This is a genomic window from Shewanella donghaensis (genome assembly GCF_007567505.1).
GTDB lineage: Bacteria > Pseudomonadota > Gammaproteobacteria > Enterobacterales > Shewanellaceae > Shewanella > Shewanella donghaensis.
In genome coordinates, this window is record NZ_CP041783.1 from 4,357,840 (window position 1) to 4,384,629 (window position 26,790).

19 protein-coding genes are annotated in these 26,790 nt (G+C 40.1%); 12 read left to right on the forward strand and 7 right to left on the reverse strand.

Features of this window, described 5'->3' with window-relative positions; genetic code table 11:
- Positions 1-51 precede the first annotated feature (51 nt).
- The 3 genes from FPK91_RS18615 to FPK91_RS18625 all read right to left on the reverse strand — a co-directional run bounded on the left by FPK91_RS18615 (position 52) and on the right by FPK91_RS18625 (position 5,752).
- Positions 52-990, reverse strand: a complete 939-nt coding sequence (locus FPK91_RS18615; RefSeq protein ID WP_144213216.1) for a sugar kinase — start codon at positions 988-990, stop codon at positions 52-54.
- 170 nt (positions 991-1,160) lie between these two features.
- Entirely contained in the window at positions 1,161-3,437 is a 2,277-nt protein-coding gene (locus FPK91_RS18620) for a heparinase II/III domain-containing protein (RefSeq protein WP_144213218.1), read from the reverse strand.
- A 2-nt stretch (positions 3,438-3,439) separates the two neighbouring features.
- Positions 3,440-5,752 carry a polysaccharide lyase 6 family protein gene (locus tag FPK91_RS18625; protein ID WP_227006622.1) on the reverse strand — a complete coding sequence of 771 codons (2,313 nt, stop codon included), beginning with the start codon at positions 5,750-5,752 and terminating at the stop codon, positions 3,440-3,442.
- Between the two features lie 529 nt (positions 5,753-6,281).
- On the opposite strand from FPK91_RS18625, the gene FPK91_RS18630 reads away from it, so the two are divergent.
- On the forward strand, positions 6,282-7,022 hold the full coding sequence (locus tag FPK91_RS18630; RefSeq protein WP_144213220.1) for a FadR/GntR family transcriptional regulator: 741 nt from the start codon (positions 6,282-6,284) through the stop codon (positions 7,020-7,022).
- A gap of 837 nt (positions 7,023-7,859) precedes the next feature.
- Here the strand turns inward: FPK91_RS18630 and FPK91_RS18635 are convergent.
- Complete coding sequence (locus tag FPK91_RS18635) at positions 7,860-8,996, reverse strand: methyltransferase (protein ID WP_144213222.1); 1,137 nt, start codon at positions 8,994-8,996, stop codon at positions 7,860-7,862.
- Between the two features lie 177 nt (positions 8,997-9,173).
- The gene (locus FPK91_RS18640) at positions 9,174-10,745 is read right to left on the reverse strand and encodes an arylsulfatase (protein WP_144213224.1); all 1,572 of its coding nucleotides are present in this window, start codon (positions 10,743-10,745) and stop codon (positions 9,174-9,176) included.
- Positions 10,746-10,950: 205 nt separating this feature from the next.
- Here FPK91_RS18640 and FPK91_RS18645 point away from each other — a divergent pair, with 205 nt between their 5' ends.
- The 7 genes from FPK91_RS18645 to FPK91_RS18675 all read left to right on the forward strand — a co-directional run bounded on the left by FPK91_RS18645 (position 10,951) and on the right by FPK91_RS18675 (position 18,761).
- Positions 10,951-11,931, forward strand: coding sequence for an AAA family ATPase (locus FPK91_RS18645; RefSeq protein WP_144213226.1), 981 nt, complete (start codon positions 10,951-10,953; stop codon positions 11,929-11,931).
- A 6-nt stretch (positions 11,932-11,937) separates the two neighbouring features.
- On the forward strand, positions 11,938-12,885 hold the full coding sequence (locus FPK91_RS18650; RefSeq protein ID WP_144213227.1) for a DUF58 domain-containing protein: 948 nt from the start codon (positions 11,938-11,940) through the stop codon (positions 12,883-12,885).
- Between the two features lies 1 nt (position 12,886).
- Entirely contained in the window at positions 12,887-13,489 is a 603-nt protein-coding gene (locus FPK91_RS18655; protein ID WP_144213229.1) for a DUF4381 domain-containing protein, read from the forward strand.
- A 1-nt stretch (position 13,490) separates the two neighbouring features.
- Positions 13,491-14,594 (forward strand): vWA domain-containing protein, encoded by a 1,104-nt coding sequence (locus FPK91_RS18660; protein WP_144213232.1) that lies wholly within the window; start codon positions 13,491-13,493, stop codon positions 14,592-14,594.
- Positions 14,587-16,347 carry a vWA domain-containing protein gene (locus FPK91_RS18665; protein ID WP_144213234.1) on the forward strand — a complete coding sequence of 587 codons (1,761 nt, stop codon included), beginning with the start codon at positions 14,587-14,589 and terminating at the stop codon, positions 16,345-16,347. The genes FPK91_RS18660 and FPK91_RS18665 overlap by 8 nt, the downstream gene beginning before the upstream one ends.
- Before the next feature lie 2 nt (positions 16,348-16,349).
- Positions 16,350-17,780 carry a BatD family protein gene (locus FPK91_RS18670; protein ID WP_144213235.1) on the forward strand — a complete coding sequence of 477 codons (1,431 nt, stop codon included), beginning with the start codon at positions 16,350-16,352 and terminating at the stop codon, positions 17,778-17,780.
- 75 nt (positions 17,781-17,855) lie between these two features.
- A complete protein-coding gene (locus FPK91_RS18675; protein ID WP_144213237.1) occupies positions 17,856-18,761 on the forward strand; it encodes a LysR substrate-binding domain-containing protein in 906 nt (301 codons plus the stop codon).
- A gap of 99 nt (positions 18,762-18,860) precedes the next feature.
- Here the strand turns inward: FPK91_RS18675 and FPK91_RS18680 are convergent, their stop codons facing one another.
- Both FPK91_RS18680 and FPK91_RS18685 read right to left on the reverse strand, forming a co-directional pair.
- Positions 18,861-19,934, reverse strand: a complete 1,074-nt coding sequence (locus FPK91_RS18680) for a tetratricopeptide repeat protein (RefSeq protein WP_144213239.1) — start codon at positions 19,932-19,934, stop codon at positions 18,861-18,863.
- 132 nt (positions 19,935-20,066) lie between these two features.
- Positions 20,067-21,368 carry an anaerobic sulfatase maturase gene (locus FPK91_RS18685; protein ID WP_144213241.1) on the reverse strand — a complete coding sequence of 434 codons (1,302 nt, stop codon included), beginning with the start codon at positions 21,366-21,368 and terminating at the stop codon, positions 20,067-20,069.
- Positions 21,369-21,594: 226 nt separating this feature from the next.
- Here FPK91_RS18685 and FPK91_RS18690 point away from each other — a divergent pair, with 226 nt between their 5' ends.
- The 4 genes from FPK91_RS18690 to FPK91_RS18705 all read left to right on the forward strand — a co-directional run bounded on the left by FPK91_RS18690 (position 21,595) and on the right by FPK91_RS18705 (position 26,789).
- A complete protein-coding gene (locus FPK91_RS18690) occupies positions 21,595-22,437 on the forward strand; it encodes a formylglycine-generating enzyme family protein (RefSeq protein WP_227006623.1) in 843 nt (280 codons plus the stop codon).
- A gap of 157 nt (positions 22,438-22,594) precedes the next feature.
- Complete coding sequence (locus tag FPK91_RS18695) at positions 22,595-24,292, forward strand: alkaline phosphatase family protein (protein WP_144213243.1); 1,698 nt, start codon at positions 22,595-22,597, stop codon at positions 24,290-24,292.
- A gap of 117 nt (positions 24,293-24,409) precedes the next feature.
- Positions 24,410-24,814 carry a hypothetical protein gene (locus FPK91_RS18700; RefSeq protein ID WP_144213245.1) on the forward strand — a complete coding sequence of 135 codons (405 nt, stop codon included), beginning with the start codon at positions 24,410-24,412 and terminating at the stop codon, positions 24,812-24,814.
- 250 nt (positions 24,815-25,064) lie between these two features.
- Complete coding sequence (locus tag FPK91_RS18705; protein WP_264371797.1) at positions 25,065-26,789, forward strand: ABC transporter transmembrane domain-containing protein; 1,725 nt, start codon at positions 25,065-25,067, stop codon at positions 26,787-26,789.
- Position 26,790: the final 1 nt, after the last annotated feature.

Here is a 26,790-nt window from a genome sequence, read left to right on the forward strand (position 1 = left end):
TTGCTCAAAACATGATGACAATTCATTTGTCTAAATATCTAAACGATTGAACTAGTTAATAGATAAGGTAAGGCTAAACTTTTTAAATTGATCAGCGTCAACAATTGCACCTTTATGCTGAATGACAAAAGCCGCTGTTTTAGCGCCTAAGTCAATCGCTTCACTGATGCTGTGACCATTGAGTCTTGCACCAAGGTAAGCGCCATTAAATGAGTCTCCAGCCGATGTGGTATCGACAACATTATCGGCAGGCGTGATATGGAATGCTTCACTTGAACCATTGGTTACCGAAATGACGGTTTCTGGACCATTTTTAATGATGAGTTCATTGGCGTTGTACTTACTGCAAAATTCAATCAACGCAGAAGCATTATCAATACCATAAAGCTGCTCAAAATCATCAATGCCAGGTAGTAAGATATCAGCTTTTGAAAAAGCTAATTCAAACTGAATTTTAGCGGCATCAGGGGTTGACCACATTCTTGGTCGGTAATTAGGGTCAAAGACGATGGTTAAGCCTTTAGCCTTCATTTTATCGATCATGTCCCAAAATAGTGGACGTTGTTCTTGCTGAATAACGGCTAGAGATATCCCCGAAAAGAACACCATCTGATGTTGCTGGCTTAGGGCATCAATGGTTTTATCATCGATAAAAGTCATCAGTTGTTTTGCTGCAGAATTTTCACGCCAATAAGTGAAGCTTCTTTCACCCTCATCATCAGTTTCAATAGCATATAAGCCAGGGATTAATGATGCTGATGTAAATGCCCAGCTATCGTTAATTTGTTCATGTTTGAACAATTCACGCATAGCCTGACTAAAACTGTCTGTACCGATAGCAGTAGCAAAGCTTACAGGTGTTTCAGTAAATAACCTTTTTAAGTAAACAGCCGTATTAAATGCATCGCCAGCGAAGGATTGATGCAGCGTACTCGGAGCTGTATTACGCAGCTCAACCATACATTCACCCAACAATAAAATACTTTTCACGGATTAACCTTTTCTCGTCACTGGAACTGTTTTGCCTGCAAGCCATAGCGAAAAAATGCTAGTGGGCTAACCAGGCGATAAGAATAAAGAATAGGGTGTAGTGGTCACCCCTAATCATTTGTAAGACGCGGTTACTCGCGTATATCCTACTTTCTATATTTAGTGCTTTTTTACTTATTGATTTCCAATAGCTGGTATCTACCACTAAAACTGTATTGCTTGTTGTTATAAGCAAAGCTGTTGGTTAATTTGTTATTTCTTTCAGCATCAATTTTGGTTTGTTGATGGTTAATCGCTAACACATAAGTGCTGTCAGTATCAGATGCTGTCTTCATTTGAAAACTGATCACGCTGATATCATCTTGGCGTTGGTAATTAAGGCTTGTTAGCTTGCTGGTGGCGCTCAGCGTATATTCCGCTGAAGGGTTATATTCGCCATGTGGTTCCAATACGCTGACAAACTGGTGCTGTTTAGCACCAGATACACGCTGAATGAAGCTATTTTCATTGCGTAGATTGAAGTCAGGATCATTAGCACCTAGCTGCGTAAACAAATACTGCTGCTCTGAAGTAGCTATGCTGCTATGAGTATAGAAACGACCGTTATCATTGAGCCATGTAATTTGAGCCAAAGATGATGACTTGTCATTAGCCGCTTTTGGTGTTGCCGTTGCACGTAACCAAAGGTGCTGATAACCATTTGCTTCACCCAATGCTTTTAAGGTATTTACTGAAGCATTACGGGCAAAGTTGGTATCAATCAACTGACCTTGATAGTGAACAGGCAAATCATATTGATGAGCTGTAGAGCTATCAACATCGACAATATCGAATACTAATGGCGCTTGGCTTTTTGGTAATGTAACTAAAGCCATGGTGCGTTCAAACGTGACGTTATTATAGGCAGTATCAATTACTGCAGAGGCTAATGTTGCAGTATCATCGTGGTGATAAAACACCATGTCAGGATGATTTGCATTTCCACGCTTTACTTCGCCATCAAAGTGACTAGTTTCGTCTACAACAAGGGTATTGTGCGCAACAGTTTGCTTTGCCCAAGTGATATTTTCTGGTAAATATCGACCGCCAGCTTTTGCTTCGATGTTGAGAAAACGTGCAGCACCATAATCAGATACAATTTCAGCGCCATCATCGTAAAACTGCCAAGTTAATTTATCAAAGTGACCATGACCTAATCCTTGTGCAGTGGCTTTAAACACGACAGCTTGTGCATTTGGCGCGTTCTGGCGCATAACAACTAACGCACCTTCATCACCATTTTTACCATCTAGGAACACTCTAGAATCAAATGCATATTTGCTTGGGGTATTTTGATCAATGGCTTGAGCGAGTTTCAATCCATCGCCAGTTAGTAGGATATGGTCTTGTTGTCTAGCAATATCGATTAAGTCGTTATTGTTGGTTAATCCATAAGCTATGCTGACCGCTCTTACGAGTTCAACAGTATCGATACCTTTACTCTTAATCGCATCATTTAATGGAAAGAATAGGCCGTTATAGCTTAATTCCACAGTGCTAGTAATGGCCTTCAATAATATGTCATTACGGTATTCAAAGATCTTACGTTCAGGTTGGTTTTGTTCTATGGCTTTTGCAAAAGTCACAAAAGGCAGTAAAGCGTAACGCTGATAATAAGGACCTTCGTTATAGTAGCCATCAGGCGAGAATAGTTCGTCTAATTGGCGTAAAAAACCACCTTTACCGCTTTTAGATAAATCAAGTAATGCCACTTCAACAAGCTCAGGCTTATCGAGCACAAATCCGGTCATACCAACAGCTGCAGTTGCCCATGTGCCGTGGTTGTGAACTTTATTAAAAGTGTGAGGGGATTGTACAGAGAGGAAATCTGCGACAGGTAAAATAATGCCTGACTCAATCTGTTTACGTTGCTCTACTGATAATGAATCATAGATAAAGTCATAAGCTTGAATGGTATAAACCATCCATACCGCTTCATTAAGCCCTTGCCAGAACAGTTTACCTTCATTACGGCTTTTACGTTTTGGGTGCAGTGGCAGAGTAGGATATAGCACTGCATATTGTAGAAGCATGTCACGAACATAGTCAGCATAAACAGGCGATTGAGTTAGTTGATACATCATCCCTGCATCATACATGTGCTGATAGTTCTTTTTATGGCGCTCATGGGTGTAACCACCGCCAGCATCAACAGGAATAGGCACTATAATCGGTTGCTTAATATAGTGATCGACATGCTGCTTTTTTTCAGTAAAAGCTTGCTTAAACAACCCTGGCTGTTTAATTGCAGCGCGCATGGTGACAACATCTTGTTGGTTCACCACCAATGTAGGGTGTTGAGTTGCTGTTGATACTGCTAATACTTGAATCGGCATTAAGCTTGATAACGCAACCAGACAAACTACGCGTTTGAGCGTTTTGATGTTTAATAAGTAAGAGGTCTTCATAATTACTGCACTTTATTGTTGGTGATTGACGCGGTGGTTTTTTCTATCGCATAAAGCTCTTGGACGGAAGGGCTACCAGCGTTAATGAATTGGTTATTACTGACTTGTGTCACTGGCTCACCAGTGGTGTGCTCAATTTTGACTACCGCACTATCTTTAAAGCTGTTTTTCTCAATATCAGTCACTTGTACGCCATGTAAGAATAAGCTGGCTTTAGACTTATTTCGCTTACCTTGACCAACATTGCTAACCTCGTTATGCATGAATGATAAGTGGGGGCCAAAAGTACTTTCATCAGTACCGCCACGGTATAAATTAACTAAAGCACCTTCAATGTTCTTAAACTGATTATTCTCGACTATTAAGTATTCAGCGTTATAAATACCTAAGTCATCAGTCTCTTTATTTAGTCTGAAAATATCACCGCTAATTTTTTCAAAGTTGTTATTTATGATTTCAATTTTTTTGGCAAAGGCACGTGAGCCTGAGTCAAAGAAATGAAACGAGTGATTAATATCAAGTTGCTTGATTTCACTATTAAACATGCTGAAACGGTAGTTAGTTAACATGCCCCATTTCGAGGTTCTGATAACTGTATTACCTGATGAATCTAAGCTGTTCTCACCGGTAATAATCAAACCATCTAGTTTTAACGCACCGCCATTTTGAATTTCGAACAATGTTGGTCTGCTAAAGGTTAGTTTGGCTTTTTTGGTATTTAGGGCTTGGACGGTGATAGCTTTATCAATGAAGATAATTTTCTCAATGTCATAGCTACCGTCAGCAAGTTCAATGGTATCGCCACTGTTTGCTTGTTCAATAGCCGTTATCAGTTGTTCAGTTGACGAGACCTTAATTTCGTTGCCAGAACCGAAAGTTGTTTCAGGTTCATCTTTTGGATACCAGCTCACACCCGTTTGCGCTTTGGTGGTTGGCGAAAGTTTAGTGGTAGCACCATATTGACGTAATGCTTTATCAGTTGGATACATTAGGCCATTTTCAGCGCGAGTAAGCGCTATAGGCTCAACTGTGAAACCTTGTTCTATTTTGTTATCTGATAAATCATTTGAAACATTGTTTGAAAATTGAATCCCTGAAATATCATCAAAAAGTGAAAAGGGTGCTTGTTGATTTTTATTAAATACTAGATTGTCTGAAAAAGTAGATTTTTGCGGCGTAGCAGAACGTTCTTGGTCACTACCAGCAGCTAAATGGATATGTTCTACATCGATAAAGCTATTGTGGTTTACATCAGCATTAACCACTTGATGGTAACGGTTAATCGGAGAGTTTGGCACACCATTCATAATGGTAAAGCCACTACCAAAGCGATAACCTTTTAAGCCTTCAAGATAATTATTAGTGATGGTTTGATCGCGGTTGATGACTCGAATGCCACCGGTATGATCAACACCATTACCTAAGAAGACATTGCCTTCAATTTTATTACCGTTGCCATGACGCATGGTGAGAGTGCCGCGGGATTCAAAAAAGGTATTGTTTCGCAGCGTATTCTTACCTGATTTTACTGAAATGATTTCCACTTCACCGTCACAACGATCGAAGTAGTTATTTTCAACCAGAGTAAAAGAGTCAGACATTGAATAATGACTAGTACCGATGCGTAAAGTTTCACCACCGTTTGAACCTAGAATTGGACGAGGGCCGAAATAGTTATGGTCAATTTTATGATGATTTTCTTGGCTATCTTCGCCTTTTAAACGCACAGCCATGGTAACGCCTTTGTTGCGCTTACCGACTAAATGGTTATGGTCAAATTGATTGTTTTTTCCGTATAACGACACCCAGTAATCAGATTCATGGCGATCTGGATTGCTGTAATTATCAATAACCACTTCAGAGACACGTGAATGATTGGCTAAATCATTTTTACTGGTTCTGAAAGCGATAACTTCATTACTTGGGGTATAGCCGTTTTTAAATACGAGTCCTGATACTTCCAGGTATTTACCTGATAAGCGCAGATTAGATTGTCCCGACAGTATGACTTTGCCTTTTGTTTGTGCAGATAGCTTTATTGGCGCGTCTTTTGTGCCTTGACCCTTAAATTTGATTTCAAAATCTTGCCATACACCGTCCGCCAGAATGACTTCATCGCCAGCGACTAATTTCTTGGCAGTTTTATTATATTCAACTGGATTTTTTACTGTGTATGTAGCCGCATTGGCTGACATTAATGGCATTATTGCGCTTGCTGTAAGGCTAAGGGCGAATGCCACTTTGATATTGTTTAAGGTGTAATGTGTTTTAGAGGACTTCTTGTCATTGCTTGTATCAGTGTGCAGGTAACTCATAATGACTCTCTTTTTATTGTAGTTTTAGCGGGCTATTAATTCACAGATAAATAAGCCTTGGAGAAATAAACTCCTACCTCAAGTACGAGGCAGGAGTTGCAATGTTAAGTTTTTACATGCGGGTTAAAACTTAACTTTTGCACCAAGGAAATACTTTGTGCTTGAGAGAAAATTAGTCGCATTTATTTTGTTAAGTTCCACGCTAATGAATCCCCAAGTTCATAATCATTTTTAATAATGAGAACACAATACTTTAAACATGATCTTTAAATACAACCTTGCGTCTGAATAGAAACTAACCAATGGTAAGGTATCTTGTCAACCACTTTGTGTTACCAGTGTGTTACTTTTTTATCGTTTATTGACTATACTGTTATTACCAATAACATTTTGCTAACCTGGCCTAAGCTAATGCCAAAATTGTTCAAGTACAATAAAAATTTACAAATAGGCTTTGCGTTGATTGACTAAATAGATATTATGTTACTAATTAGAAAAGTAATTGGTTTTAACCATTGAAGGACCAGACATGAAAAATAGACGTATGTTTTGGCGTATCGTAGAAGAGATCGAAGCGTCTATTGCTAGCGGCGAATATGCACCCGGTAGTCGTTTGCCACCAGAAAGGGAGTTGGCTGAGAAGTTTGATGTAAGCAGGCCAACCATTCGCGAAGCAATAATCGCACTTGAAGTGCGTGAAAAAATTGAAGTGAAAACCGGTTCAGGGGTATATGTTTTACACTCGGTAAACCAAAACAGTAATAAAGATAAGATCAATGCCTTTGAATTGACGCAAGCCAGAGCATTAGTTGAAGGTGAAATTGCTGCGCTAGCTGCAAATACTATCACCAAGGAAGAATTGGTTGAGTTAAATAAAACATTGATAATGATGGAAAATAAATCATATGTTGAAGAAGCGGATCAAATGTTCCATAACATTATCGCTAACTCTACTCGTAACGGTGCATTAATAAAATCTTTCGAGAACTTATGGGCATTACGCGCCTCGAGTACCAAGATAATTGATGACTATGACAGCGTGTGTAGTAAAGATAATAAAAAGACCCTTGATGAGCATACTGCTATTTATGAGGCGTTAGCTGCAGCAGATGCATCTGAAGCTCGTTTAGCTATGCATCAACATTTTAATCGATTAATCAATGTATTGTTCGATACCGTTGAAGCAAAGTCATTAGAAGAAGTTAAGCGAAAAAATAGTGAGAAGCGTGATTTGTATTCGATTGATAACTTGGTAAATAGGATCGGTTAAGGCTTTGGATTAGTTTAAAGGGCGCTTAGCGCCCTTTTTTATGTCTGTTCAATAAGTCATCGCTTCGTCAGTGCAAGTTGCTTAAAGGTATTAAAAAGGCCTCTCGTGATGAGAGGCCTTTTTAAGTTATAACAAGCTTGGGGGAAAGGCTTGTTATATAAATGTTATGGTAATCTCTATAAATCAATTGCTTACGTTTGTTTTTTTCGTTTATCAAGTTAGTCAGTACTAACAACTGCAGACTTGTTGGTATACCTCAAAACGAATCATGAAGAGGGGGATGCATTAGCTGGTTAACATCTATAACCACAAATATAACCACTAAATAGAAGCAATAAACCTCACCAACACTTCATCAATATACAATTTCTTAGGTATTTTTAAATTAATTGGTAAGCATATTATTCAGTTGTCGCGAACAATCTATAATTGTAGAAATTCTGTTTATTAAAGTTCTAGGGTATTATATTTTGCTGGATAATTAACATTTAACTTGTTTGTTGAAGCAATAATTGCGGTTTTCTACCTTTTTTGTCAACCAATTTAAATTTATGTATTACCAATTTCTGTATTACCAATTTATGGTAGCGAGTAGTGAGGTTGGTTATGTCATGCCGGGGAGGGGGGGGTGTTATATGAAGTTAGGTCTTGGCTTTCGTTACTAGAGTGACATTGCTTTTACGAGCATAGGTTTAACATGATTCGTATAGCTTTAATCGTAGTGATGACAGATTAACCGTTATCGGTATCGGTATTGGGCATTTCGAAGGCTACGATAAGCCGTAAAGCCAGTGACAAATACACCGGCTTTATTATTGGCTACTCATATTCTTGGGGTTATTTTATCGCTTGTAGAATGACAAACTTTCCGTTTGATGCAACAGTTTTGCAGTTATTAAATAAGCGCTTTAATTTGACATGATAAGCCAAATGGCGATTCCCCACGACTTGTAGCATTCCACCTGGGGCTAAACGTTTGCGGGCATCAACAAACATTTGCCAAGCGATATGGTCAGTAATGGCTTCACCTTGGTGAAACGGTGGGTTACATAGCACTAGATCTGCCACCAATTCCGGCTCTAAGTGGGTTAAGCAATCATCCCAGTGAAACTGTGCTTTTTCAGCTGAAAAGCCATTGAGCTGCCAATTATGACGACTTGATGCAACGGCCATTTCAGAATCATCTACAAAATGAATGCTTGCTTGTGGATAGAGCTGGCCTGCTCTCAAACCTAAAATGCCATTACCACAACCCAGATCTATCACGGTATTGAACTCACCTTCTGGCAAGTTATCTAGCATGATACGTGCGCCTATATCGAGTTTGTTAGCGGCAAATACATTGCTTAAATTACTGATGTTAAGTGATAACTCATCAACAGGCCAGTTGACAGCTTGTGGAAGTTGGCGCTTATTACCGTCAGCAATACAAGTGATTACGCGGGTTTTCTTCCAAGTTAAACTGGCTTGGGCGGAACCTAAGTTTTTCTCTATTAAACTCAAGATAGATTTATTAATGGTTTTTGCTTTAGCAGCAATTAATACTTGAGTCCCAGCAGGTAAAACTTGTGACAAACGCTGTAATTGATGGGCAAAATAACTGAGGTTTTTTGGTAGTTTCATCAAGACTAAACTGAGGTCGTCAGGCAATAATTCCCGGCTATGAAAGCGTTGTATATTGTCTGATACCAACTGATTAGCTTCTAAATTTAATTCAGCACCCAGTAAACTGGTTTTAGCATCAGTTTCTACACATAATGGCCACGAAGCATCAATCGCACTTAGGCCGCATTGTAGTGCGCCAAAACTATCATTAATGATCGCTGTGTTTACTGATTTTTGTTCAGTATCTAACATATGTTTTATAAGGTGTTCGTCGGCAGCATCCCAAGCTTGAAGATTTGACTCTTGCTGCTTTGGATAGCGAAAAAGTGATAACTCAATTCCTTCACAAGAGAATTGGTTTGCCGTCATGAAAATTACCTTATTAAAAATACTGAAGTCGGTAATTATCGCAGTTAAACGCATAGATTGAAATCGAAGATATGAACCAGATAAAGAAAAAGCCAGTATCTGAGTGATACTGGCTTGGTAAGTTTCTTTTTAGCGGGCTTGGTTAACTACCGCTATAACGAAATGTCGTTTGTAAAGTTACTTCAATACTTTCTGGCGGATTTGCTCAAGTTCTTTGAGTTTTCCTTGCAGCATATAAGTGTTTTGATTGAAGTTACCAGGGTTTAACACTTGGCTTTTTTGCATAGGGTAATCACCAAGTGTCGCCATAAACTCTTGTACTTGTCCGCCAACTGGAACAAATAACCACATGTTATCTGCCATCCAACGTAAATACATTCCAGATTCATGTGGTGCTTTTTCAAATGGGTCAGCGCGTAAATGAACGACTTGAGGCCAGTTTGATTGGAAGCGAACTGCATCAGTAATGTTACCTTCAAGCGTTGCAAACGAGACTTTAAAGTCACCTGTTCTAACCGCGTTCAACTCCGCGTTAGCCGAAAAGTAAAGCATGCCGTCACGAGGTCCTTTATCCACTTTACCTTCAAAGTAAGGCATAAAGTTGTAGCCATCTAAATGTACACGCCAGTTCTTACCGTTATAGCGGGCACCATTTTTAGATTTAAGCTTTTCGACTACGTCATCTTCACCAGCAGCAGCAACAAAGGTTGGAAGCCAATCTTTATGTGACATGATGTCGTTTATTTTGGTTCCAGGTTTAATGACTCCAGGCCAGCGAACTAGCTGAGGTACTCGCATACCCCCTTCAAAGGTTGTACCTTTTTCACCGTGGAAGTATGTTGCACCACCATCAGGCCATGAAACTGTCTCAGCACCATTATCGGTGGTGTAAAGAACGATTGTGTTATCGGCTACACCTAATGAGTCGAGTTTATCCAGTAAGATACCCACGTGGTCATCATGCTCTAACATACCATCGGCATAGATAGAAATTCCTGACGCGCCTTGGTATTTCTCTTGTAAGCGAGTCCATACATGCATACGAGTCGTGTTATGCCAAATAAAGAAAGGTTTTTTAGCTTTTACCGCTTTTTCCATAAAGGCTAGCGACTCTTCTAAAAACTCTTCATCGGCGTGCTCCATACGCTTACGCGTCATTGGGCCAGTATCTTCAATTTTACCGTCAGCACTCGATCGAATCACGCCACGAGGACCGTACTTTTTGTGGAATTCAGGATCCTTTGGATAGTAATAAGTCTCTGGCTCTTCTTCAGCATTTAAGTGATAAAGGTTACCAAAGAATTGATCAAAACCATGTGCGGTAGGAAGATGTTTATCTTGATCGCCCATGTGGTTTTTACCAAACTGCGCGGTCATATAACCTTGCTCTTTTAACACATCAGCAATGGTCGGAGTCCAGTCTGGAATACCCGCTTCAGAGCCAGGCATACCAATAGTGAGTAACCCTGTTCGAAAGGGTTCTTGTCCGGTTAAAAAGGCTGCGCGTCCAGCGGTACATGATTGTTGAGCATAATGATCGGTAAACAATGCTCCTTCATTTGCAATACGATCGATGTTGGGTGTTTGATAACCCATCATGCCGTTGTTGTATGCACTAATATTGAAAATACCAATATCATCTCCCCAAATGGCGAGAATATTGGGTTTTTCTGCAGCGCTTGCAACAGCCGATGCTGCTAACAATCCTGTGCAAAGAGCGATTTTACTCGAACTAAAGAAACTTGTCATACGGACTCCGTTTATACTTTGCTTAGTTTGACTATTTAAGAAACTGTTTTAAAAACTATTATTTTGATAACAACTTAAATTATATTGAGTAGATAGAATTAATCACCGAATACAGAATATAACCTTTGGTTATACGTCTATATTGTTAAAATGGTTTATGATTATTTTAAATAAGATAGGACTAAACAATGATATGGAGTGACGAGTGAACAATACCTTACAAAGTATTACCGCTTTAATCAGCGAAGTTGAAAAATCTGTCATTGGACAATCCCATGTCATTAGAGCTTTAGTTATTGGTTTATTAACTAAAGGCCACGTCCTATTAGAAGGGCTACCGGGTACAGCTAAAACTCGCTCGGTAAAATCCCTTGCCGATACGATGAACGCCTCATTTGGTCGAGTACAATTCACCCCTGATTTACTTCCTTCTGACATTACTGGAACAATTCAGTATCAAGATAGTAACGGTAGCCCACTATTAACTTTTCAGCAAGGACCTTTGTTTCATAATTTAGTGTTAGCTGATGAAATCAACCGCGCCCCTGCGAAAGTGCAAGCGGCTTTATTAGAGGCCATGGCAGAAGGAACTGTGACTGTGGGAGATACGACTCATAAGCTCGATGAATTGTTTATGGTTTTAGCAACTCAAAATCCCGTTGAGCAAGAAGGAACTTATCCGTTACCTGAAGCACAAATGGATCGGTTTATGATGAAAATTAATGTTGATTACCCTGATGATGCGGCTGAATTGGATATTATTCGTTTAGTTCGTGCTGAAGAAAGTGATTCAGTTACCGCGGCTAAAAACACAATATCGAAAGTTGATCCGCAGGTTTTTCTTGCTGCTCGTAAGCAGTTATCTGATGTCACAGTGTCAGAAATTGTAGAGCGATACATGGTGGCTTTAGTGATGGCAACTCGTCATCCTGAAAGATATCCAAACTCACCGTTATCAACTTGGATAAAGACAGGTTCAAGTCCCAGAGCATCAATCGCATTAGATAAATGTGCTCGAGCAGAAGCGTGGCTATCTGGAAGAGATTATGTATTACCTGATGATGTTAGGAGCATCGCGCATTCTGTGTTGTCACACCGCATAACGCTAAGTTATGACGCATTGGCTGATAATGTTGATGGTCAATATGTGGTTAATGAGTTATTGGATATCGTGGCAGTAGGATAATCCTAGATGAATAGTGTTGAGCGTCGTCAACCCAAATCGGAATTGCGCGATCCAAGACTGCATGTTGAGTATCGTCATTTAGTGAAATTACAGGCCTTGAGCCATTCATTCCGACTTTTACCTCAATGGCAGGCTAAAAGTTTAATGGCCGGAAGACATCATTCCCAGTTTCGTGGTCGGGGATTAAATTTCGAAGAGTTAAAGCATTATCAAGTCGGTGATGATATTCGTTGTTTAGACTGGAAGGTGACACTAAGAACCGGTCAGCCCCATGTTCGACTATATACCGAAGAGAAAGATCGTAACGTGGTGATATTGGTCGACCAAGGTGCCAATATGTTTTTTGCGTCAACCCACACGATGAAATCAGTGGTAGCCGCTGAAGTCGCAGCGTTAATTTCGTGGCGAGTATTACGTGAAGGTGATCGCATTGGAATGTTACTTAAAAAACCTGATGCGTGTTTGTGGTCAGAGCCGATGCGTGGCCAGAATCATGTGCTGCATATATTGAAAACCCTCAGCCAAACTAACCAATCACTTAATGTTAATTCTTCAAATTCAATTAGCTTTTCTGAATCGTTAACCAAATTAGCGCAGCGGGATTTACGTCAATCAACCGTTATTATTTTGAGTGATTTCTTATCGTTAAATGATAATGATGTGGGAAAATTAAAACAAATTCAGCGCAGCAATGATTTATTAGCGGTTAGAATTTCAGATCCTATGGAGCAATCTATTCCTGATGATGCACAGTGGGTTATGGGAGATGGAAATTATCAATTGAGTTTGCATCAACGTCAGCAAATTTCTAAAGTGAATCAACAGTTTTCAGCAACTGCGGCGCAGAATGCCAAAGCACTCAATGATTTAATGGCGCGGCATAATTTACCTTTGGTTGAGTTAAGTACTGATGGCAACCATTTAAGCCAACTTAAACGTGCGATTGGTGGATAATATGCAGCATAGCCCGCCATCGACTTATATTTTACGCGACCTTGTGGATGTCAACACTGTTGAGCCTGTATCGTGGTGGCCGGGATTTGAATTACTTCCTACAGGCTGGTGGTATGTGTTGGTGTTTGGTGTTTTAATACTAATGACACTGCTGATTATTCGCTTACATTATGTTTGGAAAAACCGTTACCGCAATGAAGCCATTAATGCGATACGTCAGCAGATTTATCAGACGAATAGCAAAAATGGTACTGAGTCAGAACCACCTCAGTATTTACAGCACAATACTCAACAGATATTTTTTATTCTCAAACAAGTGCTGATCTATATCGAGCCCCAATCTGCAAAACTTGCAGATACTTCTGTACTCATTAATTTAGATAAACTTATCAATCATAGATCTAAGCATGATACTGAACAGTGGCAAGGTGAATTAGGGCAACGCTGGATTGCTAGCTTATATAATCCTCATGTGCGCTTGTCTGATGATGAGTTGATATTATTAACTCGTAAGGCAATTTTTTGGCTCAAATACCATCGAAATCATTTTAGTGCTCAGCCTCAGCTATTTTCTGCAATACGTTCATTAGTGAGAGGGCAATAGTATGTCCTCTATCGAATTAGTCTATCCATGGTTTTTGTTATTACTGCCGCTACCGCTATTGGTTATGCGCTTTTCTAAAGCCTATAAAACTAAACAAACCGCGTTAAAAGTCCCTTTTTTTCAAACACTCATTCACACCTTAGGAGAGAAACCCAGTTCAGGGGCAAGTATGCTTTCGCCGCGTTTATGGCAGCGCATAGTATTAATCCTAACTTGGTGCTGCTTAGTGCTGGCGATGACAAAACCTGTCCAGCTAAGTGAGCCATTATTACGGGAGCAATTGGGCCGAGATGTCATGGTAGCGTTAGATTTATCAGGTTCGATGAATGAAACCGATTTTGTTGATGATTCAGGTAACAATATCAGTCGTATTGAAGCTGCTAAGCAAGTTCTACTCGATTTTTCATCGAGTAGAGAAGGTGATCGCCTTGGTTTAATCTTGTTTGCTGATGCCGCTTTTTTACAGACTCCTTTTACTGCCGATATTTCAGTTTGGCAGAGCTTATTAACACAATCAGATACGGGCATGGCAGGGAAAAGTACCCATCTTGGTGATGCTATTGGTTTATCGATTAAAGTGTTTGAGCAAACAGAGCAAGATAAAGCTGAGACAGAGCAAGCAAAAGAAAAAGTCGTCATTATACTCACTGATGGCAATGATACTGGGAGCTTTGTTACTCCCATTGATGCGGCAAAAGTCGCAGCAGTTAAGGGGATCCGTGTTCATGTGATTGCTATGGGCGATCCACAGACAGTTGGTGAGCAAGCCCTTGATATGAAAACGATAGAGCGAATTGCTGCTGAAACGGGTGGTAAAACCTTTAAAGCGTTAGATAAACAACAATTAGATGCAGCATATCAAGCGGTATCAGTAATAGAGCCACAGCTATATAACAGTACCACCTATCAAATCACCAATACCTTACATCACTATTTAGTGCTCTTTATTGTGCTGCTTTACCTATTTGCTTTTGGCACCAGTCTATTGCTCAAAACGATTAAGCATCAAAGTATTCAAAAAGGGTCACTCGATAGTGATGTAAAAGTGCGAACTAACAAACAAAACCAACAACGGAATCCATTAAAAGGAGAGCAAGATGTTTGATAGCTCTTTTTTTAGTTTGCTGTGGGCTAACTTTCACTTTATTCGCCCATGGGCTTTATTACTACTATTGCCGCTGGGATTAATCATCTATATCCGCTGGCAGCAAAATGAATCAGCTCAATCACAACAAGCATTACCAGAGCATTTACGCAAAGCCCTAACCGTGGGAGAGCTGGGCTGGCGTAAATTATTACCATTAAAACTGCTTACCGTGTTGATGACTATTGGCATTATAATTAGTGCAGGGCCAACCTGGACGCGTTATGAGTCACCTTTTAATGAAGATAAAGCGGCTTTAGTGATATTGGTTGATTTAAGTCAGTCGATGCTTGAAAAAGATATTGCACCGAGTCGACTCATTAGAGCCCAACAGAAAATAGTCGATTTAATTGAATTGCGAAGTGGCGGTAAAACGGGGCTTATAGCCTATGCAGGTTCGGCTCATGTGGTGATGCCATTAACTGAGGATAAGCAAGTGTTTACGCCATTTGTAAGTGCTTTATCCCCAAAAATAATGCCAGTTGAAGGTAAACAAGCACAGCAAGCACTGAGTTTAGTCGATACGTTATTAGCTGATGAATTAGGCGCTAGCGTTATTTTAGTCACTGATGGCATGGTGCCCAATGCTATTGCTGCTTATGACAATTATTTTGCTGATTCTCCGCATCAATTATTGGTATTAGGTATTGGAAATTCCAATCGAGAAGCAACGATTCCACTGGATACTAGAGCATTAGAAAGTCTCGCCCGTAAAACCAATGGCAGTTTGCAATATGTGACCGTTGATAATCAAGATGTGCAGTGGCTAGTGAAGCAAATCGATCGACATATGCAAATATCGAGTGACAGCATCATGCCTTGGCAAGATATGGGCTATTACTTGTTATTCCCTATGTCATTACTGCTTTTACTTTGGTTTAGAAAAGGCTGGCTAGTCCATTGGAGCGTGGTGTTAATCATGTGCAGCAGTAGCCTTATATCACCAACACCGGTTTATGCCGAAGAGCCAAGTGTAGTGCAACAGCAGCTAGCATTGAGTGGTACGTCATTAGAGACTGAAGGTGATCCGCAAACCGAAGCCATCAGCACCGATATTTGGCAAGCGTTTCAACAGGCTTGGTTAGATTTCTGGCTCACGCCTGATCAACAAGGCGACAGAGCATTCAACGCACAAGAATATTTACAAGCGGCGCAATATTACCAAGACCCTCTGCGGAAGGGCGTTGCCTACTATTATGCGGTTCAATATAAAGCTGCGCATATTAGTTTCATGCAGCAACCCACCCATCTCAGTCTTTTTTATGCCAGTAGTGCACTAGCAAGACAGCGTGAGTATATCGCCGCGCGAAACTTGCTTGCTGATTTAACCTTAAAAATGACAGAGATCCCTCTTGATTCCGAGGTGCAATTACGTGCTGATGTCGCGCAAAATTTAGCGGCGATACAAGCCATCATTGATGACATTAATCGCTATAGTGAAAGCCAAAAAGGCACAACTGATGGTCTTGAAGAGTCGATGGAGTTGGGGAAGGATGAACCGATTAGTTCAGATGGTTTTGAAGAGATAGCACCCGAACAAGTGTTAGGAAAAGAAACCTTAAATGCGCGAGAAATATTAGGTAGTGAAGAACTTGCTAATAAGTGGTTATCGAGAGTTGAAGCAGACCCTAAACGCTTTTTACAAGCTAAGTTTTATCTTCAGCTTCAGCAGCAGACTGAATTAGAACAACCATTATCCATAGAGGAGCAGTAACCATGCTTCTATTTTATCGCATACAGGCATTTATGTGCCGTTGCATGATATTAGCCTTGATAGGAATTTCGCCGTCGGCATTGGCAATGACAGTCGGTGAGTTACAAGCGCAGAAAACCTTATCTATTGAAACTTGGTTATCGACCGAAACCAATTCAACTCGACGTTTATCCGAGGGCGAGAATTCGTTGTTAACTGTCGCTGTGGGCGAACAGCTCACCTTAAATATTCAGGTGGGCTCTAATCGATGGTTTACCCGAGGGACTCAAATATCGGCTGTTGAATTACCTAACGTGATGAGCAAACAGCGAGAACAATTCTCAGTCAATTCGACGAAAAGAATAAACGGTGAAACTTGGTCTTTTCAGTTGTGGCAAATATCTTTGTTTCCGCAAGCATCTGGACGTTATGAAGTCCCCATATTGGATGTCTCTATCGAAGTCATGTCACCGAGTGATGGAAAGGTCGCGGGTATGATGGTGAGTCAAACTCAACGATTTGATGCAATATTACCTAATGCTAGCTTGGTTGATAATAATTGGTTTAGTTCATCAGAAGTCAGTGTTGAGCAACAGTGGCAGCAATCAAATCCAGAGTTATATGTTGGAGACAGTTTAACGCGGGTAATAACCACCAATGCCGCGGATACCTTGTCAGTGCTGTTGCCCAATACACTTCCTAGTAAACCACCAAATACTTTAAGTAATAAGTCGTCTAAAAAATCATCAGGTTCAGCTAGTGAACAATTTCAAGCTTATAGCGACCCGGTTCAGTTACAGGATACAGAGCAACGTGGTGATTACTTATCAAGTCGCATCGATAAACAAGTCTATATTGTTCAGCAAGGTGGAAAAATAGTCTTTCCGGATGTCATTGTTAGCTGGTGGGATACCAAAAATCAGCAGCTTCAGCAGCAAGTTTTAGCGGGACAGACCGTCACGGTTAAACATACTTTAGCTTCATGGCTGACTTACTATGGCAATACACTCATGATTTTGGTTTTGATATTTATAGGCTTATTGGGCGTTATTATTTGCTTAGTTAAATACTATCAACAACATGCTAAACCTATGTGGTGGCGATATATTAACGCGGTTAGAACAAAATCGTGGTCACAAGCACGCGGGTTACTTTATAAAAAAGTTCGCCAAACCAATGCGCACTTAACCTTAGCCAGAGGCATTAAGTCTCAGAACCAGAAACAAGCACTATTGATGCAGCAAGAGACTGACGAGTTAGAGGCTAAAAAAGATAAACCTAAACGACATTTAGCTTATGAACTCTGGTTTGCCGTCAGCGAGAAAGAGAGCCAAAGCGAGAAAGATTTTTTTAAACGAAAATTTAAACGGCTAAGCCAAAAAATATTCCCTAAAGCCTTGCCACAATTAGAAAAAACAATTGATAAAAAGCAAGGTTATAAACACAGCGGTTAACAAAGTCGAGTTATGAGAACCTTAGTAAATAGTTTATGCTTAAGGGGTTAATAGCTAGGCGAATAATTGCGATATATGAAAAATACAGATTTAAACCTTATCCCTATCTTTGTAGCGATTTATGAAGAGCGCAGCTTGTCAAAATCGGCTGATCGTTTGAGTATTACTCAGCCTGCGGTGAGCAAAGCGTTAAAGCGATTACGGGATATTTATAACGACCCGTTATTTTTGCGTGATAATAGTAGTATGGTGCCGACACCGCGCGCTATTGATATTTATCCTGCATTAGCTGCAGCCTTAACTAATTACATTAGTACTATCGACATTAATGGTGGTTTTGATTCTGCCACTGCTGAACGGGTTTATTCGTTTGCCGTAATATCAGGGCTTGGACATACTTTTTTACCGTCAGCTTTTAGTCACCTACGCCAGCTAGCACCGAATTTACATTTCGAAGTTCACCCTAAGTTTTCTAAAGACACCGAGTTAGATTTACGTTTGCAGCGTTATGACTTCGTTATTGATGCAGACCATTTTGCGCCTTCCTTTATTAAGTCTCACTATTTATTCGATGAAGAAGTGGTGGCAGTCATGAATGCTGACCACCCACGAATCCATGATGAAATGACTCTCGAGCAGTTTTTAGCTGAGGAACATACGACGGTTTCAGGCTGGCAAGTTCGCAGTAGTATTATGAGCTCTGCCCATATTTCTGAGCTTGAGTCTCGTAAGGTTGCCTACCGCACCAGTACCATTACTGAGTGTTTACCCTTAGTGTCTCAAACCGATATTGTTGGTTTATGTGCCAAAAGCATTGTTGCGCAGCAAAGTGCGACTTATAACGTAAAATCTTTTCCGCTGCCTCTTGAGCGAAACTCCTTGAGTATTATGCTTTATTGGCATCCTTCTAGAGACACCGATCCTGGGCATGTGTGGTTGCGTAACTTTTTAGTCAAAGAAGGGGCTTTGTTCGGGACTTAAATGTAAATATTGAGCCATTAAAAACTTAAAAAAACCAGCGAAAGCTTAAATTAGATAAGCGTTAGCTGGTTTTTTATTGTTAGCTCTTATGGATTTCGACTAATGAGATTGTTTACTGCGAAGGTCATTAATCACTTGTGCTGGTGCTATTTCTGCCAATGCTGAAATACACTCTTCGGTATTTTTATGATTATTGCGGATATAGATATCGCACATTGCATATAAGTTTTCTGGTGAACCTGAAATCAAATAGGCTTGTTCAAATGACTTGATAGAGAGGTCAATATCTAACGGCTCTTGCAATACGCCATTCAAATACCAGTAGTAGGCGTTTTCTGGCGCCAATTCCGTGGCTTTATTCATTGAGATTGCGGCAACCTCTTTTTGCTTTAATCTCACCAGCGTTAAGGCTTTAGAGTAGTGTAGATTAGCATCGCTACTATCAAACTCGAGACCTTTATCTAAGGTATCTAATGCTTGCAGATCTTTACCTTGAGCATAATAATTATTTGATAAACTTAAATATAATTCTGATGTTTTATCTTTTGATGATAATAACGCTTGGTATATGTTTTGCGCCATATTTGGGCGCAACGTCCAACGATAAAGATCGGCTAGCAATAATTTTTGTGAATAAACATGCTGTATATCAGTGGGCTGTGCAGAAGAAGATTGCACTTCAAGTTGCTGAGAATTGAGATGAGTAATTAACTTATCTGCGTGGCTACGAAGTTCTGCTTGTTGACCCATTTGAAGTTGCTCAAAATCTTTAACCAGGTGCTCTGTTGCAGCAAATCGAACGGCCTCAATATCATCTTGTAGCAAAGGCGAGACCATGCGGTATCGATGCTCAAGTGGGTATGGCATTGCGCCAGCAATCGCAGCTTCACGGACAATCGGGTTCTTATCTTTAAGTGCTCTTGCCACAGAAACTAGGCTATTTTCATTTGGGTATTGGCTAATAAAGCGTAAAGCTTCGGCACGTTTTTCTGCTGGTTCATTGATATTCTGGGCGATATAGGCCATTGCTTGTGGCGTTACAACAGCCTTGTTTTCTGTTTTAGTCGTTTGAGCTGACACTCCCATAGCACTTGCGGGTAAGCTCATGCTTAAAGCGGGTATAAAAAGTGAAACAGCTAATCCAGTAATGAATGCCAGTGGGCGAAGTGTCATAGTTAATACCTATCAATGAGTGAAAACGCTTAATGCTAAGCCGCAATATGAATAACTATAAAGTGGTTTATGCTAATACTATGTCATTAACTTAATGAATATAATCACATAAATACACATAAACTCGAATAGTTATTTATGACGAGCTGTCTGCATGATTAAACGGTCATTATATTTACCGTTTACAACAGGGTGACCTGTATTACGTAAAATATACGCCAGTGGTTTATCTATATGGGCGAAAAACTTTTTCCAACCGGCACAAAGATAGTTAAGTCCGGGTTCGCCATCTCGACTACTAATAAAGCGATTTTTGGGACATTCACCGTAGCAAGCAAACTGGTAATCGCACTGACTGCATTGGGTATTAATCCCACGAGATTTAGCAAAACCAAACTCTTGCTGTTTTTTAGAAAAAGCCATTTCTGCTAATGGTGTCTCGCTGATATTGCCAATCTTATATTCAGGATAAACATAATGGTCGCAAGCATAAACATCGCCATTAGGTTCTAACGCTAAGCCTTTGCCACAAACTTGTCCTAATGTGCATAATGGATTGTTATTGCCCATCCATGCCTCAACACTGGCTTCAAAGTATTGCACCATGACTTTGCCAAAATCATTCATTACCCATTCGTTAAATACGGCGATTAAAAAGTTTCCCCATGCTTCATCCGAAACACACCATGGCTCCATGATTGAGTTTTTATTACCTGGAATTAACCGCTTATCACCTTGACGATATTGCAGCTGATCGGCTTTGGTTTGCGGCGCGTCAGTGCGAAAGGTTTTTTGTTCAACGATTGGAATAAACTGCATTTGTGGTGACTTAACAACATCGCGTAAAAATCGGTATACCTCAACAGGGCTTTGACTGGTGACTTTATTCACACAGGTTAAGGTTGCAAATCTAACCTGATATTTATGTAGCAATGCCACAGCAGCCATCACTTGTCTGAATGTGCCACGCCCAGCGCGGTTTGTCCGATAAGTGTTATGCATTAATTCAGGTCCATCAATGCTTAGTCCGACAAGGAAGTTATTAGCTTTAAAAAACTGACACCAGTCATCGGTTAGTAATGTACCGTTGGTTTGTAAGTCATTAGCGATAACGACCCCTGCAGGACAATATTTTTTTTGAAATTCAACCACTTTTTTGAAGTAATCTAAACCGAGCATCGTCGGTTCGCCACCTTGCCATGAGAAAACTATTTCGGGGGTGTTCTGTTGAGAAATATATTGTTGGATATAATTTTCTAGCATGGCTTCATCCATTTCTGGAGAGCAACCTTTTTTGTATTCCAATAAGTCTTGTTTGCTTAAGTAATAGCAGTAATCACAATCAATATTACAAACGGCACCAATAGGTTTTGCCATAACGTGCATGCGTTTCGATGCCTTGCCGTTATATTGTGGGCCTTGGATTATGTTCATATTAATACCTCTTAAATGTTTCACTATTACTTTGTTCTTAAGCCGTTTTTGCTGGTAAAGCTTATTGGTTTACTAACATGTTCTAACTGAGTTAAATTGTAAGCGATTAACATTGTTGATTTAAGTCCGATTAGGCTATATCTAATATAACCATTAGTTTGGTTACCTAATGCGTAAAGGGTCATATACTCAACATTCAAATAATGTATTCATCGACGGGATAAGTATGAAATTAGCCGATTTAAGTTCTTCAAAGGGTGTTCAGATGAATACGCGTTCATTAGTTCGACCTTATTCATTAGGGCTTTTGGGCGCTGTAGTATTGGCTTTTTTGGCAGGGTGCAGTACAACTCAATCCAATTCAAATCATCCCATTTCTGTAGCCATTATGGCCGATATGGTGTTAGTTGAAGGAGGCTCATTTATCATGGGCTCTGATTCCGATGACGCTAAAAGGGCGGAGCAGCCAGCACATGAAGTGAGTGTCAGTAGCTTTTATATTGCTAAGTTTGAAGTTACTCAAGAGCTATTTGCATCGGTTATGGGAGGCTCCAATAGTTTTTTTGTTGATCCCAAAGTACCCGTCAATAATCTTAGCTGGCAGCAGGCGGTGTATTTTGTCGAGCAACTTAATGAGTTAACGGGCGATAACTATCGTTTACCCACAGAAGCTGAGTGGGAGTTTGCTGCAATCGGCGGTAATGAATCCAAAGGATTTATCTATAGCGGTTCGAACAATATTGACGATGTTGCCTGGTATGCAAAAAATGCCAATAATCGTGCACATCAAGTCGGGCTTAAACAACCTAATGAATTGGGACTTTATGATATGACCGGTAATGTTGGTGAGTTTGTGATTGATCAATTTGACGAACGATTTTATCGTGTTTCGCCAAAAGAAAACCCAAGCAACGCACAGCATTCAGATATTAATTTAACCCATAAAACCACCCGTGGCGGTAGTTTTGCTTATGACGCCGATGAATCAGAAAACTATCGTCGTGATTTTGCCAGTCAATCGATCTTAATGTCTGATTTAGGGCTACGATTAGCTAGAGATGCCAATTAAGTTGCAGTTGTTTTAGTACTCGCTTCTATTTACTAGGATCAAGTACTGGATTAATTGAGCTTACAGAGCGTGAGTGTCGGCCTCGCTGAATATCGTTAAATTGAATATCGTTAAATACAGTTGAACAGTGGATGTTCAAAATTTTAAGGAATGGATAATGAATAAATTGAGTTTGTCTTTATGCACTGTTGCTTGTGTTATCAGTGCGAGCACTTCTTTGAGTGTACTTTCTGCAGAGAAAGCCCCTAAGTTAGTTTTACAGATTACCGTCGATGGTTTGCGTGGCGATTTACTGGATCGCTATAAGCACAATTTTGGCGATGATGGCTTTAATTACCTGCTTAATAAAGGGACTCATTATACCAATGCGCATTATCAGCACAGTAATACTGAAACGATAGTTGGCCATGTGTCGCTTGCAACGGGGACCACTCCTAGTGTCCATGGCATGGTGGGTAATGTGTGGTATGACCGCAGTTTAGATCGCCTTGTTTATAATGTTGAAGATGAAAATTATCATATGCTCTCAGCTGGCGCTGGTATCGATAAAAGTACTGAAATAGATCCGACACAAAAGACAGCATTAATGGATGGTCGTTCACCAATACCTATGTTGAGCACCACTTTTTCAGATGAATTGATGCTGGCGACTAATGGCCAAGCAAAAGTTTATTCCGTGTCAATTAAAGACAGGGGCGCTATTTCACTTGCTGGCCATATGGGTAAAGCTTTTTGGTTTTCAAAAGCACAAGGTGAGTTTGCAACCAGTAATTATTATTTCGACGAATACCCTCAATGGGTCAATGATTGGAATGATCGTAAGATGCCTCAACAATATGCAGACAAAAATTGGCAACTAAGTTTAGCCAAACAAGACTACACCTTAGTTGATTCATCCGCCTCGCATAAAATTGACCTTGCAGGTTTTAACAATCAATTCCCGCATCCTTATGGCGCGGGTGATAGTAAGTACTTCACGACTAAATTAACCTTAAGTCCAGCTGGCGATGAAATCACCGCAGATTTTGCTAAAACACTGTTAACCAAAGAAACGCTTGGACAAGACAAGCATACTGACTTCCTTGCTGTGAGTTTTTCTTCAAATGATTATGTCGTGCATATGTTTGGTTCCAATAGTTTGGAAACCGAAGATAATTTATTGCATCTCGATAAAACGCTCGCTGGTTTATTTAAACATGTCGATAAGCAAGTAGGTTTAGAAAACACCTTAATCGTCTTATCTGCCGATCATGGCGTTCCTGAAACCGCGCCGCATGTGCATGACATTGGTTATCAAGATGCGGGTTATTTTGAGGTAGATAACTTATTGAGCCAAGGGGTTAAAAAACGCTTAAAGCAAGAGTTTGGTTTGGGCGATGATGCTATCTCATTATTTTCAGATCCTTACATCTATTTAAATCGTGAACTTATCGCTAAAAAGAATTTATCACTTGCTGACGTACAAGCAGCTATTGCTCAAGAAGTGATGAAGGTGAAAGGCGTTGAAATGGCAATTACCAGTACTGATATCGAGTCTAATCGAGTGCCTAACAGCCGTGTTGGACAGTTAGTGATCAATAATCATCACCCTCAACGCTCTGGTGATGTCTATATTGTTTTTGCGCCTCGTAAATATATTAATGATTTAGAAGGCTTGGTCATTGCATCAAAACATGGCTCTCCTTGGCGTTATGATACTCATGTCCCTATTATTTTTGCTGGATACAATATCAAAGGCCAGCGAATTGACCGTGAAGTGACCCCATACGATATTGCGCCAACGCTATCGAATAAATTGCGAATTACGCTCCCTAGTGGCGCTACAGGTCTGGTGCTTGAAGAAGTCAGTAAATAGTCATTAGCTGATGATTGCTATTCGCTTATTGCCTAAGTACCATTAACTTAATAGCTGATAATGAAAGACTTAAATTATCAGCGCTAATATTGTAATAGCAGTAATGCAAGGAGTGATATGAAAGGTGCAGGTGGTACATCAGGTGGAATTGGTTCGTTTTTTATTGGTTTAATTATGATGTGCGGTGGCTTTTACATGCTACTGAATGCCATTAAAATTACCAGTTCATTTGGTATGGGTCATAGCCTTTATAGAATGGGCGGAATGAGCTTGACCAGTGGCATGATTATGATTCCATTTATGTTCGGTATTGGTTTAATGTTTTATAACGCTAAAAACATCTTTGGCTGGATTTTAACTTTTGGCTCACTTGTGGGGCTTATTTTTGGTGTTATCAGCTCAATTAATTTCCGCTTTACCCATATGAGCGCGTTTGATTTGATCGTTATATTGGTATTAAGTATCGGTGGGATAGGAATATTTTTACGTTCTTTGAAAACTATTGATAAGAATATAAGTTAACACCCATAAAGCTCGTACTAAAAGACAGATAATTTGTCGTGACAAAAAGCTAACTCATTTAGAGTTAGCTTTTTTGTTTTCACTATTTATCTGCTACAAATTCCTTTTTACCTTCATATACCTGTTTGTTTATTGATACTATTTGGCTACTTAGTTTTTATTGGTATCCATTTTGACAACTAACTCGTCTTCAGCTCAGTTTGAAAAAAAGCCCTCGTCTAAACCACAACTTCCAGTATTACCTTGGATTATGACCTTCCTTAAGCCTTATCGCATGAAGGTTGTGGCGGCGATTATATTTTTATTCATTGGTTCATTTGCGTGGTTATCATTAGGCCAAGGCGTAAAGCTGATGGTTGATGAAGGGTTTGTTGCCGACAATGCTGAGCGGCTTAATGAAATTGTACTGTTTATTTTATTCATCACCGCAGTTAGTGGTACAGCTGTATTTTGTCGATTCTATTTAATGACCTGGCTTGGTGAACGAGTTATCGCTGATATCCGCTTGAAGGTTTATAACCATTTGTTGTCGTTATCACCGGCATTTTTTGCAGAGCAACGTACTGGTGAAGTCATTTCCCGTTTTACTGCCGACAGTACCTTATTACAAAGTGTGGTTGGCAGCAGTTTATCTATGGCATTTCGCTCAACGGTAACTGTGATGGGGGCGATGGCGATGATGGCCATCACCAGCATTAAGTTAACCGGACTGGTTATGCTGGCGGTGCCCATGGTATTTATTCCGGTTATTTTTCTCGGAAAAAAAATCCGCCAGTATTCTCGGGTAAGTCAGGACAAAGTCGGCGATTTAGGTGCATATATCGATGAAACATTGCATGAGATCCATACCGTGCAAGCTTACGGACATGAAAGCAAAGATCGCCAAGTTTTTAACTCCCAAGTCGAAGCCGTTATGACCGCGGCGAAAAGTCGCATCCTTTATCGCTCTATTTTAATTTCTTCAGTGATGTTTTTAAGCATAGCGGCTATCGCGGTGGTGCTGTGGGTCGGGGCGCAAGATGTTATGGCGCAAAATATTACTGCAGGTGAATTATCTGCCTTTATGTTTTATGCGGTAATGGCGGCAGGTTCAGTTGCTACAATAAGCGAAGTGTTTAGCGAGATCCAACGCGCCTCAGGTGCTGCTGAGCGATTAGTTGAGTTAGTGAATACACCAATTGATTTACCACAAGTTACAACGCCTCAGATGCTACCTGATGAGGTTAAAGGCCAACTGAGTCTAGATCAGTTATGCTTTGCTTATCCGGGTGTGAAAGATGATGTGATTAAAGGCATCGATTTACAAATTAATGCAGGTGAAAGAGTAGCGTTGGTAGGAGAAAGCGGCGCAGGTAAGAGTACCTTATTTGAATTGCTGCTACGTTTTTATCAACCTCGATCAGGCGCTGTTAAGTTAGATGGATTTGATATCTCTCAGTTGAGCTTAAACCAATTACGCGAACAGTATGCATTAGTGCCACAGGACTCAGTTATTTTCGCCACTAACGTACTTGAAAATGTCCGTTATGGCCGTGTTGATGCCACTGAAGAAGAAGTCATTAACGCCTGTAAAACCGCTAAAGCGGATGAGTTTATCAATGAATTACCTGAAGGCTACAACACCTATTTAGGTGAGCGTGGGGTAAAACTCTCTGGCGGTCAAAAACAACGTATTGCTATTGCTAGAGCCATACTCGCAGACAGACCTATTTTATTGTTAGATGAAGCAACCAGTGCATTAGATGCGGTGAGTGAAGTCTACGTAAAACAAGGTTTAGATAACCTTATGCAGGGGAGAACAACATTGATTATTGCCCATAGATTGGCAACCGTGATTAATGCAGATCGAATAGTGGTACTTGAAAAAGGGCAAGTGGTTGCTATTGGCACCCATAAAGAGCTTATGCAGAGCAGCGATATATACAATCAATTTGCCAGTTTGCAGTTACTGACAGATATCGATTCAGACATGTAAT